Below are 16,156 nucleotides of genomic sequence, written 5' to 3'. Positions count from 1 at the left end.
TTTGTTATGGAGTAAATGAGAATGAGTGAAACCGTAAGTCAGGTACAAGGTGCCGTTCAAACCCTGACCCAAAGTTCAGATACTTTATTTTTGCTGCTTGGCGCCATTATGGTGTTTTTGATGCATGCAGGATTTGCATTTCTGGAAGTGGGAACCGTCCGAAAGAAAAACCAAGTCAATGCGCTGGTGAAAATTCTGGCCGATTTTGGCGTGTCCACCATTGCCTATTTCTTTATTGGGTATTGGATTGCCTACGGCGCCAACTTCTTTTCTGATGCCGCAACGTTGTCGCAGGGGAACGGTTATGAGTTGGTAAAATTCTTCTTTCTATTGACGTTTGCCGCAGCAATCCCCGCCATCGTATCAGGCGGCATTGCAGAGCGCGCCCGTTTCTACCCTATATTGATGGCGACATTTTTCACCGTCGGGATCGTGTATCCATTCTTTGAAGGCATCATCTGGAACGGAAATTGCGGCATTCAAGCGTGGTTTGAATCTAGCTTCGGCGTCGGGTTTCATGATTTCGCAGGTTCTGTGGTTGTACATGGTGTCGGCGGCTGGATTGCGCTGATTGCAGTGATTTTTTTGGGCATGCGGAAAGGGCGCATTCGCGCAGGCAAACACACCAACTTCGCACCATCGAACATTCCGTTCTTAGCGCTTGGCGCGTGGATCCTCAGTGTGGGTTGGTTTGGGTTCAACGTTATGTCCGCACAAACCCTCAACGGCATTAGCGGCTTGGTTGCGATGAACTCCTTGATGGCCATGGTTGGCGGGATTTTAGCCGCGTTAATTGCCGGCAAAAATGACCCCGGCTTCATTCACAATGGCCCGTTAGCAGGCTTAGTCGCAGTTTGTGCGGGATCGGATTTAATGCATCCACTTGGCGCATTGGTGACGGGTGCGATCGCTGGCGCGTTGTTCGTGTGGCTGTTTACGCAGTTACAAAACAAAACCAAAATTGACGATGTGCTGGGCGTTTGGCCATTGCACGGCGTATGTGGCGCGTGGGGCGGCATTGCTGCGGGGATCTTCGGTCAAGCTGCATTGGGCGGCATGGGCGGTGTTAGTTTCGTCGTGCAAGTGCTGGGAACCGGATTGGGCATTGGGGTTGCGGTCGTTGGTGCGTTTGTCGTGTACGGCGCGCTGAATCGCGTTTCAGGCTTGCGTCTCTCGGAAGAAGATGAGTTTAACGGGGCCGATTTGGCAATTCATAAAATCTCTTCAGTGAACGAAGAGTAGTACGCCACACTCTGGGATGAAAGAGCAGGTGATGAACCTGCTCTTTTGCATTTGGGCTCACAGAAGAGGGCTTTGTTGTTTGAATTAATACTATGGTCTAATCCGCAAAGCTAGGGATGTCGGGGCATCGGTGCTAAGCTAGCCGAAAAGCAAAATAAAAGGACGTTGTATGAATTTTCCGTATCGCAATGTTGTTGTACTGACGGGTGCAGGCATCTCGGCAGAATCCGGGATTCAAACTTTCCGAGCCCAAGACGGACTATGGGAAAATCACCGAATCGAAGATGTCGCGACACCGGAAGGGTTTGAGCGAGATCCGAATCTCGTCCAAGATTTCTACAATCAACGCCGCCGTAAACTCCAGTCTGAGAGTATCCAACCCAATGCTGCGCACATCGCGCTGGGTAAGTTAGAGAAAACGCTCGAAGGCAGCGTCACCATCATCACCCAAAATATCGATAACCTGCACGAACGTGGCGGCAGTCAAAACATCATCCACATGCACGGCGAGCTACTGAAAGCGCGCTGTAGCGTCTCCAATCAAGTGGTTGAGCATAAAGATGACATTCTCACTGGGGAGTTGTGTCATTGCTGCCAGATGCCTTCTCAGATGCGTCCACACATTGTGTGGTTTGGGGAAATGCCACTGCGCATGGGCGATATCTATGCTGCGTTGGAACAAGCGGATCTATTTATTTCGATTGGCACGTCCGGCGTGGTGTATCCAGCGGCTGGTTTTGTCCACGACGCGAAAATGCATGGCGCGCACACGATTGAAATTAACTTAGAGCCGAGTGCGGTAGAAAGTGAATTCGCCGAGAAACGCTACGGTAAAGCCAGCGTAGAAGTCCCACGTCTAGTCGAAGAAATTCTGGCATTACAAGAACCGACCATCAAGCACGCGTGACGATAACATCGCGCGCCAATAGGCGGTAGATATCGTGATGGAGAGACAGGGATAAAAAAAGCGGCCAATGGCCGCTTTTTGCTTGGTTGCGAATTACTTCGAATTCACTTTAAGCTTTTGGAAGTACTCTTCGTACAGCGCGGCGGCTTCGCCGACTTCATCTTGCCAAACGCCACTGTCCATCACAGATTGAGGCGGGAAGACATTCGGATCATTTGCAAATTCAGCAGGCAGCAGGCTGTATGCGGTTTTTACTGGCGTTGGGTAGCCAATTTCCAGCGCAATTTTCGCTGCATTTTCAGGGCGTAGCAGGAAGTCGATCATTTTGTGCGCAGCTTCTACGTTTTTCGCACCGACTGGAATCGCGATGCTGTCCATCCAGAAAATCGTGCCTTGCTCTGGCCAGATGATTTCAATTGGCGCGCCTTCTTCACGAGCCATGTATGCAGAACCATTCCACAACATGCCCAGAGAAACTTCACCCGCCAAATATGGGTTCGCTGGGAAATCCGAGTTAAAGACCAACACGTTTGGCATCAGCTTTCTCAGTTCGTGATAAGCCGCTTCGATTTCTTTGGGATCGGTGGTGTTGGGTGAGTAACCAAGTTTGCTAAGCGCGATGTGGAACACTTCACGTGCATCATCCATCATCATCAGCTGACCTTCCCACTTCGCGTCCCACAGGTCGCCCCAGTTTTTCACGGAAGATTTGTCCAGCATGTCAGTATTGATACCAATACCAGTTGCGCCCCAGATGTAAGGAATCGAGTACTTGTTGTCCGGATCGAAAGGCTTGTTCAAATAGTTAGGATCCAAATCCGAAAAATGACTCAATTTTGATTTATCGATTTCGCGCAACATACCTTCTTTGCGCATTTTTGAAACGAAATAGGTTGATGGCACAACCAAATCGTAACCCGAGCCTTGAGTTTTCAATTTCGCATACATGCTTTCATTGGACTCATAGGTCGAGTAGATGACTTTAATACCAGTTTCCTTAGTGAAATCTTCCAAGACTTCGTTAGGAATATATTCAGACCAGTTGTAGAAATACAGTTGTTGGTCGTCAGCAATTGCATTGGTAGTGAATAGAGTCGCAGCGCATAGTGCGCCAGCATACAGTTTACTTTTCATTACTTTTCCATGATGTAGTGCAAGAGCCTAGCCAGGCAGGAGCGTGTTCATTTGGGGGGAAGAGTATACCAGCTCAAAAAAAAATAGGCAGCCAAGGCTGCCTATTTCATTCATTTTCGGAGTTTACTGACCCGCTTTCAGCTTCATGAAGTAATCTTCGTACTTCACAGTTTTGTCGCCAACAGCTGCTTGCCATTCAACACGGTCCAGATCTTCTTGAGAAGGGAAGAGGGGTGCGATGTCTTGGAACTTGTCGTTCGATGCTTTCACGCCGGTGAGGTAACCCGTGTCACGCGAGATTTGCTCTGCAATTTCAGGACGCAGCAAGAAGTCGATCATCTTGTGTGCCGCTTCTACGTTTTTCGCGCCAGATGCAATCGCAAAGTTATCAACCCAACCGATACCGCCTTCTTTCGGGAAAACCAGTTTCAGAGGAAGACCTTCTTTTTGCGCTGCTGCTGCTGAACCGTTCCACAACATGCCTAGGCCAACTTCACCAGACAGGTAAGGTGCTGCTGGGTTATCCGAGTTGAAAACCAAAACGTTTGGCATCAGTTTTTGTAGTTCAGCGTAAGCTTCGTCGATCTGTTTGTCGTCAGTCGTGTTACCTGAGTAACCCAGTTTACGTAGTGCGATATGGAACACTTCACGCGTGTCATCCATCAGCATCAACTGGCCGGCCAATTCCGGTTTCCACAGGTCGCCCCAGCTTTGGAAATCGTTTGGATCGTACATGTCGGTGTTCACTGCCAAACCGGTGATCGCAACAACGTGAGGAATTGAGTAATCGTTGTTTGGATCATAAGGTTTGTTCAGATAGTTTGGATCCAAATTTTTGAAGTTTGAAAGCTTTGATTTATCAATTTTCTGAAGCATACCCTCATCACGCATCTTAGAAACGAAGTAGGTTGATGGAACAACCAGATCGTAACCTTCGTTATGCGTTTTGAGCTTAGCGTAGAGTGTTTCATTCGACTCGTAAGTCGAGTAAATCACTTTGATGCCTGTTTCCTTAGTAAATTGTTCCAGAATGCCGCTGTTGATGTACGGTCCCCAGTTCATAAATACCAGTTCTTTATCTTCCGCTGCTGCTGTACCCGTAAACAGTGAAAGCGCACATGCACTACCAGCCAATAGAGTAGCCCATTTTTTCATTGACGTTAGCTCCAAACCAAACGTTGCCCATTCGGGCGTTAGATAGAAAAACAGAATGACGTAAGTCATTCTGTTTCGTGCTTTTTAAGAAATTGAATTCTACTTCACTTTTTCCCTTGCTAACAACTGTGAAGTGATAACAAGTACTAAAGAAATCACTAACATCACTGTAGCAAGTGCGTTGACTTCTGGCGAAATACCCACTTTAACCATCGAGTAAATCTTCAAAGGTAGAATTTCGTAGGTTGGTCCAGTCACAAATGAGCTGATAATCACGTCATCTAGCGACAGAGTGAAACTTAATAACCAACCCGCAGCAACCGCAGGTTTTGCCAAAGGCAGAATGATTTTTTTCAAAATCACCCATTCGCTGGCACCCAAATCTTTTGCGGCTTCCAACATTTTCACGTCAAACCCATTGAGGCGGCTGTAAACCGTCACCACCACAAATGGCAAACAGAATGTAATGTGTGCAATCAACAGGGTAAAGAAGCCCAGTTTTGCACCCAACACTAAGAATAGCGCAAGTAGAGAAATTGCCATGACAATATCTGGGGACATCATCACAACAAATAGCATCCCGTTAACCATCCCTTTGCCTTTGAACTGGTAACGGAATAGGGCAACTGCTGTCAGGCTACCAATAATGGTTGCCGCCGTGGCAGAAAAGACCGCCACGTTCAAGGAGTGCCAAGCCGCTTGCATCAAGCTGTCATTGGCAACAAGAGCGTGGTACCACTTAACCGTAAATCCACCCCATTTAATGCCGAATTTGTTGTCGTTAAACGAGTTGGCAATCAGCACGATGATCGGTAGGTACAAAAATAAGTACACTAAGCTCATAAAGCTAAATCTAACTGCTCTTCCCATTAGTCTAGCTCCACTTTTTTGTTCAACAGTTTACCTGCGCGGTAGTACGCATACAGCATGACCGCCATGGCCATCGTCAATGCAATACTGGTTGCAGCGCCAAACGGCCAGTCACGCGCGTTCAGCACTTGGCTCTTAATCACATTACCAATGAGCAAGTTCTTCGCCCCGCCCAGCAGGTCAGCAATGTAGAACATGCCCAACGCAGGAAGCAGCACGAGCAAACAACCGCCGATGATACCCGGCATCGTCAGAGGCAGGATCACTTTGGTGAGCGTTTGCAGTTTGTTAGCTCCCAAATCGCGCGCCGCTTCAATGTAAGTGCCGTCTAGTTTCTCAATCGCAGAGTAGAGCGGCAGAATCATAAATGGCAGCAGAATGTAAACCAGACCAATCATGACCGCAGTCTCGGTGTACATCAGACGAATCGGAGTATCAATCAAACCAATGCCCATCAGCGCTTGGTTCAAAATCCCTTGCGTCCCCAGAACAATCTTTAAGCCGTAAGTACGGATCAGAGAGTTAGTCCAAAACGGCACAATCACCAAAAACAGCATGATTGGGCGCCATTTCTCGGGCATTTTGGCCACGATGTAGGCAAATGGGTAACCGATAATCAAGCACAAAATAGTGGCCACAATCGCCATATAGAACGAGTGCAGCATGACTTTGGCATACAGCGGATCCAATAAACGCGCGTAGTTTTCAAGCGTGAATGTGAGGTCAATCAGATTGGCTTCATCACGCGTTAGAAAACTGGTCCCCACGATCATAAGGTTAGGGATCAGAACAAATAGAACCAACCAACCAACAATGAGGGTAATGATCGCGTTTTGAAGACTAAGCTTTTTGCTCATCATTGAGGACTACCTCCCAGCTTTCAACCCAAGTGATTGCGACTTTCTGGCCGATAGAGTGGTCCACATCCGGATCATCTTCGTTAAAGAATTCGCTAACCAGTACGCGCATACCAGAATCTTCTAGTTCAATGATCGATTCCAGCGTCATGCCTTTATAGGTACGATCGGTCACTCGACCCAAAATACCGTTGGTTTCAGACTCTTTAATCTCTTCAATACGCAAATCTTCAGGACGAAGCAGAACTTGCAACTTATCACCCGAGTTAACGTCTTGATCGTAATAAACGACCGAATCAACGCCTTCGATTTCAACACGCACGCGTTTTTCATCCAGACGCTCTTGCATCACGGCGTTGAACACGTTGATTTCACCGATAAAGCGGGCAACAAACAGGTTCTTCGGTTCTTCGTAAATTTCACGTGGAGAGCCATCTTGTTCGATCACACCGTCACGCATCACGATGATACGGTCCGACATCGACAGGGCTTCTTCCTGATCGTGAGTTACGAAAATAAAGGTAATGCCTAATTGACGTTGCAGCTGTTTGAGCTCGATTTGCATCTGTTTACGTAATTTGTAATCCAGTGCAGACAGCGATTCATCCAGCAGCAATACTTTCGGTTTGTTGACGACAGCACGAGCAATCGCAATACGCTGTTGCTGACCACCAGAAAGTTGATGCGGTTTACGTTGAGCCATTTGCTCAAGACGCACCATCTTCAGCGCTTCTAGAACGCGAGGTTCGATCTCTGCCGTTGGCACTTTCTGCATACGCAGACCAAATGCAACGTTCTCGAATACCGTCATATGCGGGAAGAGTGCATAGCTTTGGAAGACAGTGTTGACGTGTCTTTGCTCAGCAGGAACGGAAGTAACATCTTGACTATCAAGAAGAATTTGACCTTCATCTGCCGTCTCAAAACCGGCGATCATTCTCAGGACGGTGGTTTTACCACAACCAGATGGCCCCAATATGGTTAGGAATTCACCGTGGTTTACATCAAGATCTAAGCGACTGATGATTTCCTTACCATCGAAACTTTTACTAATGCCAGAAAGACGAATAACTGGCTTTCCTACTGAATTTTGTTCGTTCAACGTCTGTTTTTCTCCCACCTTGGTCCGTAGATTCGCTCTACTGATTAGACCTGTAGCAATACACCAAGTAAGGCGCGAATCATAATCATCATGGAAACGAATTCAAAGTTTTTTCTTATTCTGAAACAGAAAAAATTTTGCACCTAAAAGTAAAGATTAATTACCATAGGCGTTTCGCTTAACTCTTAATGGTTTCAAGTGGTTAATTATCAACCATAGTTTCCAGAAAGCAAGACGAGTTTGGCACACAGAGTTTAGACTCGGTAGCATTTCAGTATAATGACCGAGTATTTTATCTGTCTTGTATAGGTCGCATTTTTGACAAGCCAACTTAGGGCACATTATGAATAACGATATCGAAAAAGATTTCAATTTGGGAGGAACGGTTGAGCGCGCTCTGTCGGGCCAGTATCAACTCAAGATTGGAGAGGTGTTTAAAGAAGCCTTTGACTGCACCATTAAACATTTTCTGTCCTTTTCTCCTGCCATTGTGATGCTCATTGTCGTTCAGGTTGCGATCTTCTTTATCGCACTCAAACTGCAACTTGGTGATCCATCGATTATTGTCTCTGCCATCGCTCAAGACGGCGTGTTCCCACAAGGGCTGGTGCAGGCAATATTTATCGCAAACTTCAGTTATGAAGTGGTCAGCGCGCCGATTTATGCTGGTGTGTGTCTGATGGCAATGAGCCACGCAGCAGGGTTGAAGACCAAAACTGGCCATATCAGCAAAGGCCTGCAATACACGGTGCCGGTGATCATTGCCACACTATGTGGGTTAGTACTACAAGGCGTGGCGGGCATGCTGTTCCCGCTGTTGTCGATGTATCTTTCATTGGCGTTTAGCAATTCAGTACTTCTGATTTGTGAAAAGCAAGTGACACCGATGCGTTCATTGCTGCTTTCACTGCGCGCCGTCAACAAGAAAATTCTGCCGCTGGTCGTCATCTACATCGTCATGATGATGATGTTCGTCGCCGCTGCAATCTTTTATGGCATTGGCCTTATCTTTGTGCTGCCATTTTTCTTCCATATCAAAGGTATTATTTACCGCAATATGTTTGGTATTCGCCTTAAGATCGTCACCACATCGTCAAACCATGATGACGATAACAATGATAATAACCAAGATTCACAGGTGTTTAATGCTTAATAAGAATAAGTATCTCGCTTTATCTGTCGTTGCTGTGATTGCTAGCTGCAGCGTTTACTATGTTAAACAACACTCGACCGACTCAATGTCGTTTGAGATGAATGGTCAGGCTGTGTCTGATGCGCCAGATTTCGCCGCCATCAGCGATATTCCAGAGAAAAAGCATGCATTTTTCTCTTACCTGAAACCTGGGATTGCGCTGGAAAATGAGCGCGTCATGAAAGAGCGTAAAATTATCGAGCGCATCAAAGACAATTTTGAGAAAAATCGGGTGTCCGAAAAAGATCTCGATGATGCGAAACACTTAGCGCGTCTATACAATGTGGCGTTGACCGACAACCAAGTCGACGACAAATGGCTGGCCATCATGCTGCATCGTGTGGACGTCCTCCCAGAAGCGCTGGTATTGACTCAAGCTGCCAATGAATCGGCATGGGGTACATCACGCTTTGCCCGCGAAGCAAACAACTACTTTGGTCAGTGGTGTTACACTGAGGGCTGTGGTTTGGTGCCTCGGGCACGTGCCGAAGGCATGACTCATGAAGTGGCAAAATTTAGCTCGGTGCAAGAATCGATTCATCGCTATTTCATGAACGTGAACCGCAACGCTGCGTATTACGATTTACGCAAAATTCGTTACGATCTACGCCAAGACCAAAACAACTTACTCAGTGTCGAGACTGCTGTTGAACTCACGAACGGTCTGCTGAAGTATTCAGAACGCGGCGCAGATTATGTGGCAGATCTTCAAACCATGATCCGTCACAACCAAAAATATTGGCTCAACTAAACATGAAAAAAACATTGTCATCCTTAATGCTCGCGACACTTTGCGCGAGCTTCTCTGCACCAACCTGGGCGCAAGAGTACATGTTTACCTATTCAAAATTGTACTCACAGATGAAAAACAACGTGAAAGACAACCATGAAGATGTCAAAGTTGGTTTTTTCTTTGTCGATGCCGACAACAAACAACTTTGTCACATTGAAAAAGCATGGATGGAGAAAGAGGAGCACTACGAAGCGCTGACGCCATCGGCGGGGCATGAGTTGATTGTGCCACTGGATAATAATCTTCGCCAAGCCAACCCGTTGGTGTTTGTTGATACGCCGAATGATCGCCGCTGCGATTTTTCCATGGTGGTCATGACAAAAGCACCACTTGAAGGCAAAGTGACTTACGCGCAAGTTGAAACGTTGCTGCCACAGATGCAAAGCTTACTGGAAGATTTAGGCGGTATGTTTGCCAGTTGGTTTACACCGGCGGTGACGGGTGTGACGCTGGAATTTGCCAACGATCTGAATTCGACGATCGAACTCAGCAGCGGCGAAAGCATTCCCGTCATTCACGGGAAAGCACAGGTTGATTTGGTGCAAATCGGCCAAGACGGTTGGATGATGCTGCCTGAAACCACAACGCGCGTGTTGCCTTATCTGCCAAAAGGCAAAAAATAGCATTCGAAACGTTCATCCATCGATACAGAGATAAAACAAAGGCTGCATACGCAGCCTTTGTTTTTATTAGATATTCGTGACATCTAATTTTAAACTTGGGTCAAACTCCATCACCAAATCTTCGTCTTCAACCTGTTGGGTGGGCATCTCTTCTTTATCGAAGCCGATGTCACCACCATTGATCACGCCAGAATCGCGGTCGATGGATTTGAAATCAAACAGTTCAAAGTCTGCCAAGTGGCTTGGTACCACGTTCTGCATCGCGCGGAACATAGACTCAATACGACCCGGGAACTGCTTGTCCCACGCATTGAGCATCTGTTTGATGTTTTGACGCTGCATGTTTGGTTGTGAACCACATAGGTTACAAGGAATGATCGGATAACCACGCATGTCAGCATACTTAATGATGTCTTTCTCACGGCAATAGGCCAATGGTCGAATCACCACGTGCTCACCGTTGTCAGAGACCAACTTTGGCGGCATGCCTTTCATTTTACCGCCGTAGAACATGTTCAAGAACAATGTCTCGATGATGTCATCGCGGTGATGGCCCAAAGCAATCTTTGTCGCACCTAACTCTTTTGCGGTGCGGTAAAGAATGCCACGGCGTAAACGAGAACACAGTGAACACGTCGTTTTACCTTCAGGAACTTTGTCCTGAACGATCGAGTAGGTGTCTTCTTCGACAATTTTGTATTCTACGCCAAGGCTAGCCAAATACTCAGGCAGAATGTGTTCAGGGAAGCCAGGCTGCTTCTGATCAAGGTTAACGGCAATCAGAGAAAACGAAATCGGTGCGCTTTTCTGTAAGCTCATCAAAATTTCGAGCATGGTAAAGCTGTCCTTACCGCCGGACAGACACACCATAATGCGGTCGCCATCTTCAATCATGTTGAAATCAGCGATAGCCTGACCAGTATTACGACGAATGCGCTTTTGCAGTTTATTGAAATTGTATTGTTGAGCTTTGGTCAACTCTTGTGTTTGCTCTGTCATCAGCCTGCAGTCTTACTTCTTCAAAACAAAATGAAGTGCGTATGATACGGATAAATTATCCAGATGCTAGTGCTATCCGTGCTAGAAAAGAAAAAATCCCCAGCACTCAGGCCGGGGATTCATCACCATGGTGATCAGGTTAGCTGGCTGTTTTGGGATCTAGCGGGCTAATGTAGCCAGGTGGTTTCAATGCCAACACGTCACAATTGATTTTATCAATCACATGTTCGGCGGTGTTCCCGATAAATACGGCAGATAACCCCGTGCGGCCCGTGGTTCCCAGAATCACCATCGCCGCGTTCAGTTTGGTGGCCGCTTCAGGAATGACATCTTCTGGCAACCCTTGTTCAACCATGGTTTGTGCTTCATCAATACCGTGTTTCTGACGCAACGCTTTCATCGATGTTAAATGATGACCGCGTACCGCATCCGTGTAGGTGGTGGGGTCAAATTCCGGCAGCTCAATCGTAATATTGGCAGGCGTGACCGGGTAGGCGTTCACCAGATAAGGCGTTGCTCCCAAACGTGACGTCAGGCACAGCAACTGTTCGACCATGATGTCGTTCAATTGCAGATGCGTTTCAACTTCTGAGCCGACATGGACAGACGCGACGATATTTGCATCTGCCGGCCATTCTGCGTTTTTGACCAACAGCACTGGCGTAGGGCATTTACGCAACAAGTGCCAATCGGTCGGCGTAAAGATCACCGACTCCAACACATCATGCTTGCGCGTGCCTTTAATGAGGATATCGTGTTCACCAGCAAATACTTCGCCGATGATCGCTTCGTAAGGGCGATTATGCCAAACCACTTTGACATCAAACATCACCGACTCATCAACATAAGATTCCGCGACTTTTCTCATCCACTGCTCACGCTGGTGAATTACGCCTCTGCGCATGGCGTCACGCTCATCAACAGAGAGCATGGATGTCATATCGTAAGAAAAATCATAGATAGACAGGAAAAACGTAATGCGGCTGGTTGATTTGCTTTTAGCAGCCAGTTGCATCGCACGGGCGAGGGCAGGTTGCTCATCATGATTGATGTCGGCAACAACTAAGATTTTGCTATAGATACTCATAACAAACTCCTTGTGAGTGGAGGAGATTTCTTACATTTACTTTAGCGTAGTTAATCGAAGAGTTTTAGCTATTTAGGAAGGAAAATCGGAGAAGTATGAAGTAGCTCATTAATGAGCTACTTCATTGATGTTACTTGCTTTCTTGTGAGACGCCAGCCAATTCCATCAGCGCATCATGATCAAGAATGGTAATGTATTTACCTTTTACGCTCAGAATTTCTGACTTTTGGAAACGACCCAGTAGGCGACTGATGGTTTCAACCGTCAAGCCAAGGTAGTTACCAATATCACCACGTGTCATGGTCAGACGGAATTCACGAGGGCTGAATCCACGCTGAGAGAAACGAGTTGAAAGGTTGTACAGGAACGCTGCCAGACGCTCTTCAGCGTTTTTCTTCGATAGCAGCAGAATCATTTCCTGGTCGCCTTTGATTTCATTACTCATCAGGCGCATAATTTGCTGACGCAGTTTAGGCATTTTGCCAGACAGGTCATCAAGAATTTCGTATGGAATTTCACACACCATTGATGTTTCAAGCGCTTGCGCGAAACTGGGGTGAGAATCACCGGTAATCGCATCAAAACCGACTAAGTCACCGGCAAGATGGAAAGCGGTAATTTGCTCGTCACCTTGTTCAGTAATGGTGTAGCTTTTGATGGTGCCTGAACGAATTGCGTACAGAGAGCGCAGATCATCACCAGCTTTAAACAGTTCCTGACCCTTCTGAATCGGCTTTTTACGCTCGATAATCTGATCAAGCTGATCCAACTCTGATTCATTCAGAGTAAACGGGATGCAAAGTTGGCTAATACTGCAGTCTTGACAATGAATTGCACAACCACCGGATTGAATGCGTTTTGCAGCAGGCTTTTCAGAAATCATAACAACCTTTCACTATTTGATATACATCAATATTTTAGCATCCCTTAACCCCAAAGGATAGCGAAAATAATTGTGCAAAGAATCAACTACCTAAACTAAGGTAATCAGCATGTTTACGGCTCCGACACCGGTATAAACGCCGTAAACGATAATAAATATTGCCGCTATATGACGAAATATTTTCGATTGTTGCAACTCTTTTATTTTTGTTGCCCCAAAACCGACCAACAGCATCGCGGGTAATGTGCCTAAACCAAACGCGCCCATCACAAGTGCGCCTTGCAAAAAACCACCTGAAACCGCGGCCCAAGTCAAAATTGAATACACTAAGCCACATGGCAACCAGCCCCAAATGAAACCAAACGGCAGGGCATACCAACTCTTTTTCAAAGGCAACAGTGCTTTACCGGCAGGCGAAATGCGTTTCCAAAGACGTTGTCCTAACGCCTCGAGTTTGAGGACACCAAACCACCAACGCCCCACATACAAGCCAAGCCCAATCATTAGGATCGCGGCCAGCAATCGTAACCAAACCAAAAAATGGTTGAGATCCGCAACGGCAGAAAGAGAGGCGGTTAACCCGCCAACAATGGCCCCAAACACCATGTAACTGCCAAGACGGCCGATATTATAGAATAGCAGCGGCATGGCTGGATTCGTTTGATGATTTAAGGTGAGCAGCGCCCCCAAACCGCCACACATCCCCATGCAGTGGCCAGCACCCAATAAGCCAATCACAAAGGCGCCGATAAAATCGGGGCTCATTGTTTATCCTTACCGGATTGATCGGCGTGCTCATCATCTTCAAACAAAATGTTGTGCCCCTGACGCTCCAGATCCTCAAACTGCTCGCTTTTCACTGCCCACAAAAAAATGGCAACAGCGACACACACAAGCACAATCGCAATCGGGATCAGAATATAGAGGCTTTCCATTTACTTACCTTGTTCTTTCAACAAACGAAGAGAGTTGGATACTACTATAATTGAGCTGGCAGACATACCCACCACCGCCACATAGGGTGCAACTAATCCCGCCACCGCCAAAGGTAAAATCAGCAAGTTGTAGCCCAAAGACCACGCAAGATTTTCACGAATAATACGTCGAGTTTTCAGCGCTAACGTGCGAGCCTCTAACAATTTATCCAATCTATCACCAAGTAAAACCATGTCGGCCGACGCTTTCGCGACGTCAGTGCCGCCACCCATCGCCACAGAAATGTGCGCGCCAGCAAGCGTCGGCGCATCGTTAATGCCATCGCCAACCATCATGGTGATATCTTGGGTATTGATTTGATTCAAGTACGCCAGTTTATCTTCTGGTTTGGCCTGAGCAACCACATGATCAATGCCCATCTGACGAGCGACGGTTTGCGCGTTTGCTTCAGAATCGCCGGTCAACAGGGTAATTTTGATGCCAGCATCGTGAAATTTGTCGATAAATGTTTTTGCTTCTTTTCGTATTGGGTCTTGGTAATGGAAGGTCGCAACATGGTCACCGTCCACCGCGAGATAAATGGCGTTCACTTCACCTTGGTGACTGTTATCCAATACAAATTGCGCGCTACCGATCTTCACGTCATGTATTCCATATCGGCCCACAACGCCAGAGCCGATCACGTTGCGTACTTGGTGCACAGCAAACGTTGTATCCGCGTACGTTCTGAATGCCTTGGCAATGGGATGATTCGCGTGTTGTTCCAACGACGCTGCGAGCGCCAAACATTGTTTTTCCGTCCACGACGAATGAAGAACTACTTGGCCAATTTCGATATTACCATGCGTCAAGGTGCCCGTTTTATCGATCACCAAGTGATTGACCTTACACAACGTTTCAAACACGTGGCTCTTGCGAAGCAAAATCCCAAAGCTCCCCATGCGTGATGTGGCACACGTGAGCGCCGTCGGAGTGGCCAAAGAGAGCGCACAAGGGCAGGTGGCGACCAAAACAGACAACATGATCCAAAACGCATCATCTGGGTTTGCTTCATGCCAATAGAACCATGTCCCGGCGGCAATAATCAAAATGACTGCAACAAAATAACGCGCCACAACGTCTGCCACTTCAGCAATACGAGGTTTGGACGACTGGGCATCATCTTGAAGACGTACGATATTGGAGATGACCGAATCGGCTTTCGATGCCGTCACTTCCAGCTCAAACGCCTCTTCACCATTAAGGGTTCCCGCAAATACCGCGTCGCCAACACTTTTAACCACTGGCAGCGATTCACCCGTTAACATGGACTCATCGACATGGACGCGCCCCTGTCGAATATGACCATCAGCAGGAATATGTTCCCCAGGAAGCACTCGAATTCGATCGCCCAATTGCAGCGTTTTCACTGGCACTTGCTGACCATCGAGCGTGGTAGCAATCGCCGGGATCAGTTTGAGTAAATTACCGCTAGCCGCCGCCGCTTTACGGCGTGCTCGCATCTCAAGAAAACGTCCAACCAACAGGAAGAATGTGAACATGGAGATGGATTCGAAAAAGACTTCGCCTTGTTGGGTCACCGTTGCAACCAAACTCGCCACATAGGCAAAGATCAGCGCAATTGACACCGGAACGTCCATGCCAAGCGTTCGACCTTTAATACTGCGCCACGCGTTAAAGTAAAATGGCAATGCCGAGTAGAGCAGAACAGGGGTCGCGAAGATCAAACTGACCCAGCGAAAATAGTTTTTAAACTCCGTGTCCAAATCGCCGAAGGCTTCGAGATACAACGCGACAGCCAACATCATCACTTGCATTGTAGCAAGGCCCGCAATGCCGAGACGATAAAGGTATTGCTTCATCGTCTTGTGGTAAAACGCTTCATGTTGGTCTGCTTCAAATGGCGCAGCTTTGTATCCCAGTTTGTGGATTTGGCTGAGAATCTCGCTTAATTTGGCTTTAGATTTATCCCAACTCAGCAGCGCACGGTTGGTGGTGGTGTTAACACGAATCGAAAGCACGCCGGGTTCGTTAGCCAATTGCTTTTCAATGAGCCAAGCACACGCAGCACAAGATACGCCATCAAGTGACAATGTCACTTCACTGCAATCTCCTTGATTGCGCACAAATTCGGCTTGAACATCGGAATTGTCGTAATGAATGAGCGATTTCAGTTGCTCGGGTACCAACTCCACTTTTTCAGCGGGTGCCGTGCGAAATTGGTAGTAGGAGACAAGGCCGTTTTCAACGATGGTCTGCGCCACCGTCTGACATCCAGGACAACACATTTCTCGGTCTTCTCCGAGAATTTCGACTTTAAAATCCGTGTTGGCTGGGACATCTTCACCGCAGTGATAACACGCTGTCGTCATGGCA

Annotated in this window: 16 protein-coding genes; 5 read left to right on the top strand and 11 right to left on the bottom strand. The window is 47.2% G+C overall.

Going from position 1 to position 16,156, the window contains the following annotated elements; all coding sequences use genetic code 11:
• Positions 1–21: 21 nt before the first annotated feature.
• Complete coding sequence (locus ACS18Q_RS07295; RefSeq protein WP_441257610.1) at positions 22–1,242, top strand: ammonium transporter; 1,221 nt, start codon at positions 22–24, stop codon at positions 1,240–1,242.
• A gap of 169 nt (positions 1,243–1,411) precedes the next feature.
• A complete protein-coding gene (gene cobB / locus ACS18Q_RS07290) occupies positions 1,412–2,149 on the top strand; it encodes a Sir2 family NAD+-dependent deacetylase (RefSeq protein WP_238772993.1) in 738 nt (245 codons plus the stop codon).
• A gap of 93 nt (positions 2,150–2,242) precedes the next feature.
• Here the strand turns inward: cobB and ACS18Q_RS07285 are convergent, their stop codons facing one another.
• From ACS18Q_RS07285 to potA, 5 genes are all read right to left on the bottom strand, one after another.
• Positions 2,243–3,283 (bottom strand): extracellular solute-binding protein, encoded by a 1,041-nt coding sequence (locus ACS18Q_RS07285; protein WP_238825818.1) that lies wholly within the window; start codon positions 3,281–3,283, stop codon positions 2,243–2,245.
• A gap of 123 nt (positions 3,284–3,406) precedes the next feature.
• Positions 3,407–4,438 (bottom strand): extracellular solute-binding protein, encoded by a 1,032-nt coding sequence (locus ACS18Q_RS07280; protein WP_004725938.1) that lies wholly within the window; start codon positions 4,436–4,438, stop codon positions 3,407–3,409.
• A gap of 99 nt (positions 4,439–4,537) precedes the next feature.
• The gene (potC, locus tag ACS18Q_RS07275; RefSeq protein ID WP_004725940.1) at positions 4,538–5,308 is read right to left on the bottom strand and encodes a spermidine/putrescine ABC transporter permease PotC; all 771 of its coding nucleotides are present in this window, start codon (positions 5,306–5,308) and stop codon (positions 4,538–4,540) included.
• Positions 5,308–6,165, bottom strand: a complete 858-nt coding sequence (gene potB, locus ACS18Q_RS07270) for a spermidine/putrescine ABC transporter permease PotB (protein WP_014205083.1) — start codon at positions 6,163–6,165, stop codon at positions 5,308–5,310. The genes potC and potB overlap by 1 nt, the downstream gene beginning before the upstream one ends.
• Positions 6,149–7,285, bottom strand: coding sequence for a spermidine/putrescine ABC transporter ATP-binding protein PotA (gene potA, locus ACS18Q_RS07265; protein WP_004725943.1), 1,137 nt, complete (start codon positions 7,283–7,285; stop codon positions 6,149–6,151). Before potA ends, potB begins: the two co-directional genes overlap by 17 nt.
• Before the next feature lie 325 nt (positions 7,286–7,610).
• On the opposite strand from potA, the gene ACS18Q_RS07260 reads away from it, so the two are divergent.
• The 3 genes from ACS18Q_RS07260 to ACS18Q_RS07250 are packed head-to-tail and all read left to right on the top strand — an operon-like array spanning position 7,611 to position 9,875.
• Positions 7,611–8,420, top strand: a complete 810-nt coding sequence (locus ACS18Q_RS07260) for a hypothetical protein (RefSeq protein WP_441257609.1) — start codon at positions 7,611–7,613, stop codon at positions 8,418–8,420.
• Complete coding sequence (locus tag ACS18Q_RS07255; RefSeq protein ID WP_441257608.1) at positions 8,413–9,210, top strand: glucosaminidase domain-containing protein; 798 nt, start codon at positions 8,413–8,415, stop codon at positions 9,208–9,210. The genes ACS18Q_RS07260 and ACS18Q_RS07255 overlap by 8 nt, the downstream gene beginning before the upstream one ends.
• 2 nt (positions 9,211–9,212) lie before the next feature.
• On the top strand, positions 9,213–9,875 hold the full coding sequence (locus ACS18Q_RS07250; protein ID WP_441257607.1) for a DUF2987 domain-containing protein: 663 nt from the start codon (positions 9,213–9,215) through the stop codon (positions 9,873–9,875).
• 66 nt (positions 9,876–9,941) lie between these two features.
• On the opposite strand, the gene ttcA is transcribed toward ACS18Q_RS07250, so the two are convergent.
• The 6 genes from ttcA to ACS18Q_RS07220 form a co-directional block, all read right to left on the bottom strand.
• Entirely contained in the window at positions 9,942–10,874 is a 933-nt protein-coding gene (gene ttcA, locus ACS18Q_RS07245) for a tRNA 2-thiocytidine(32) synthetase TtcA (RefSeq protein WP_004725949.1), read from the bottom strand.
• Positions 10,875–11,013: 139 nt separating this feature from the next.
• Positions 11,014–11,961, bottom strand: a complete 948-nt coding sequence (uspE, locus tag ACS18Q_RS07240; protein ID WP_004725950.1) for a universal stress protein UspE — start codon at positions 11,959–11,961, stop codon at positions 11,014–11,016.
• Between the two features lie 130 nt (positions 11,962–12,091).
• Entirely contained in the window at positions 12,092–12,844 is a 753-nt protein-coding gene (locus ACS18Q_RS07235; protein ID WP_014205085.1) for an FNR family transcription factor, read from the bottom strand.
• Positions 12,845–12,934: 90 nt separating this feature from the next.
• Positions 12,935–13,609, bottom strand: coding sequence for a sulfite exporter TauE/SafE family protein (locus tag ACS18Q_RS07230; RefSeq protein WP_441257606.1), 675 nt, complete (start codon positions 13,607–13,609; stop codon positions 12,935–12,937).
• Positions 13,606–13,779, bottom strand: coding sequence for a cbb3-type cytochrome oxidase assembly protein CcoS (gene ccoS / locus ACS18Q_RS07225; RefSeq protein WP_004725957.1), 174 nt, complete (start codon positions 13,777–13,779; stop codon positions 13,606–13,608). Before ccoS ends, ACS18Q_RS07230 begins: the two co-directional genes overlap by 4 nt.
• Positions 13,780–16,152: a heavy metal translocating P-type ATPase gene (locus tag ACS18Q_RS07220; RefSeq protein ID WP_441257605.1), complete on the bottom strand. Its 2,373-nt coding sequence runs from the start codon at positions 16,150–16,152 to the stop codon at positions 13,780–13,782. It abuts the gene before it with no gap.
• Positions 16,153–16,156 lie beyond the last annotated feature (4 nt).

The organism is Vibrio sp. Vf1514 (genome assembly GCF_052076135.1).
In the GTDB taxonomy this organism is placed as follows: domain Bacteria; phylum Pseudomonadota; class Gammaproteobacteria; order Enterobacterales; family Vibrionaceae; genus Vibrio; species Vibrio furnissii.
This window is presented reverse-complemented; position numbering and strand designations above follow the sequence as displayed.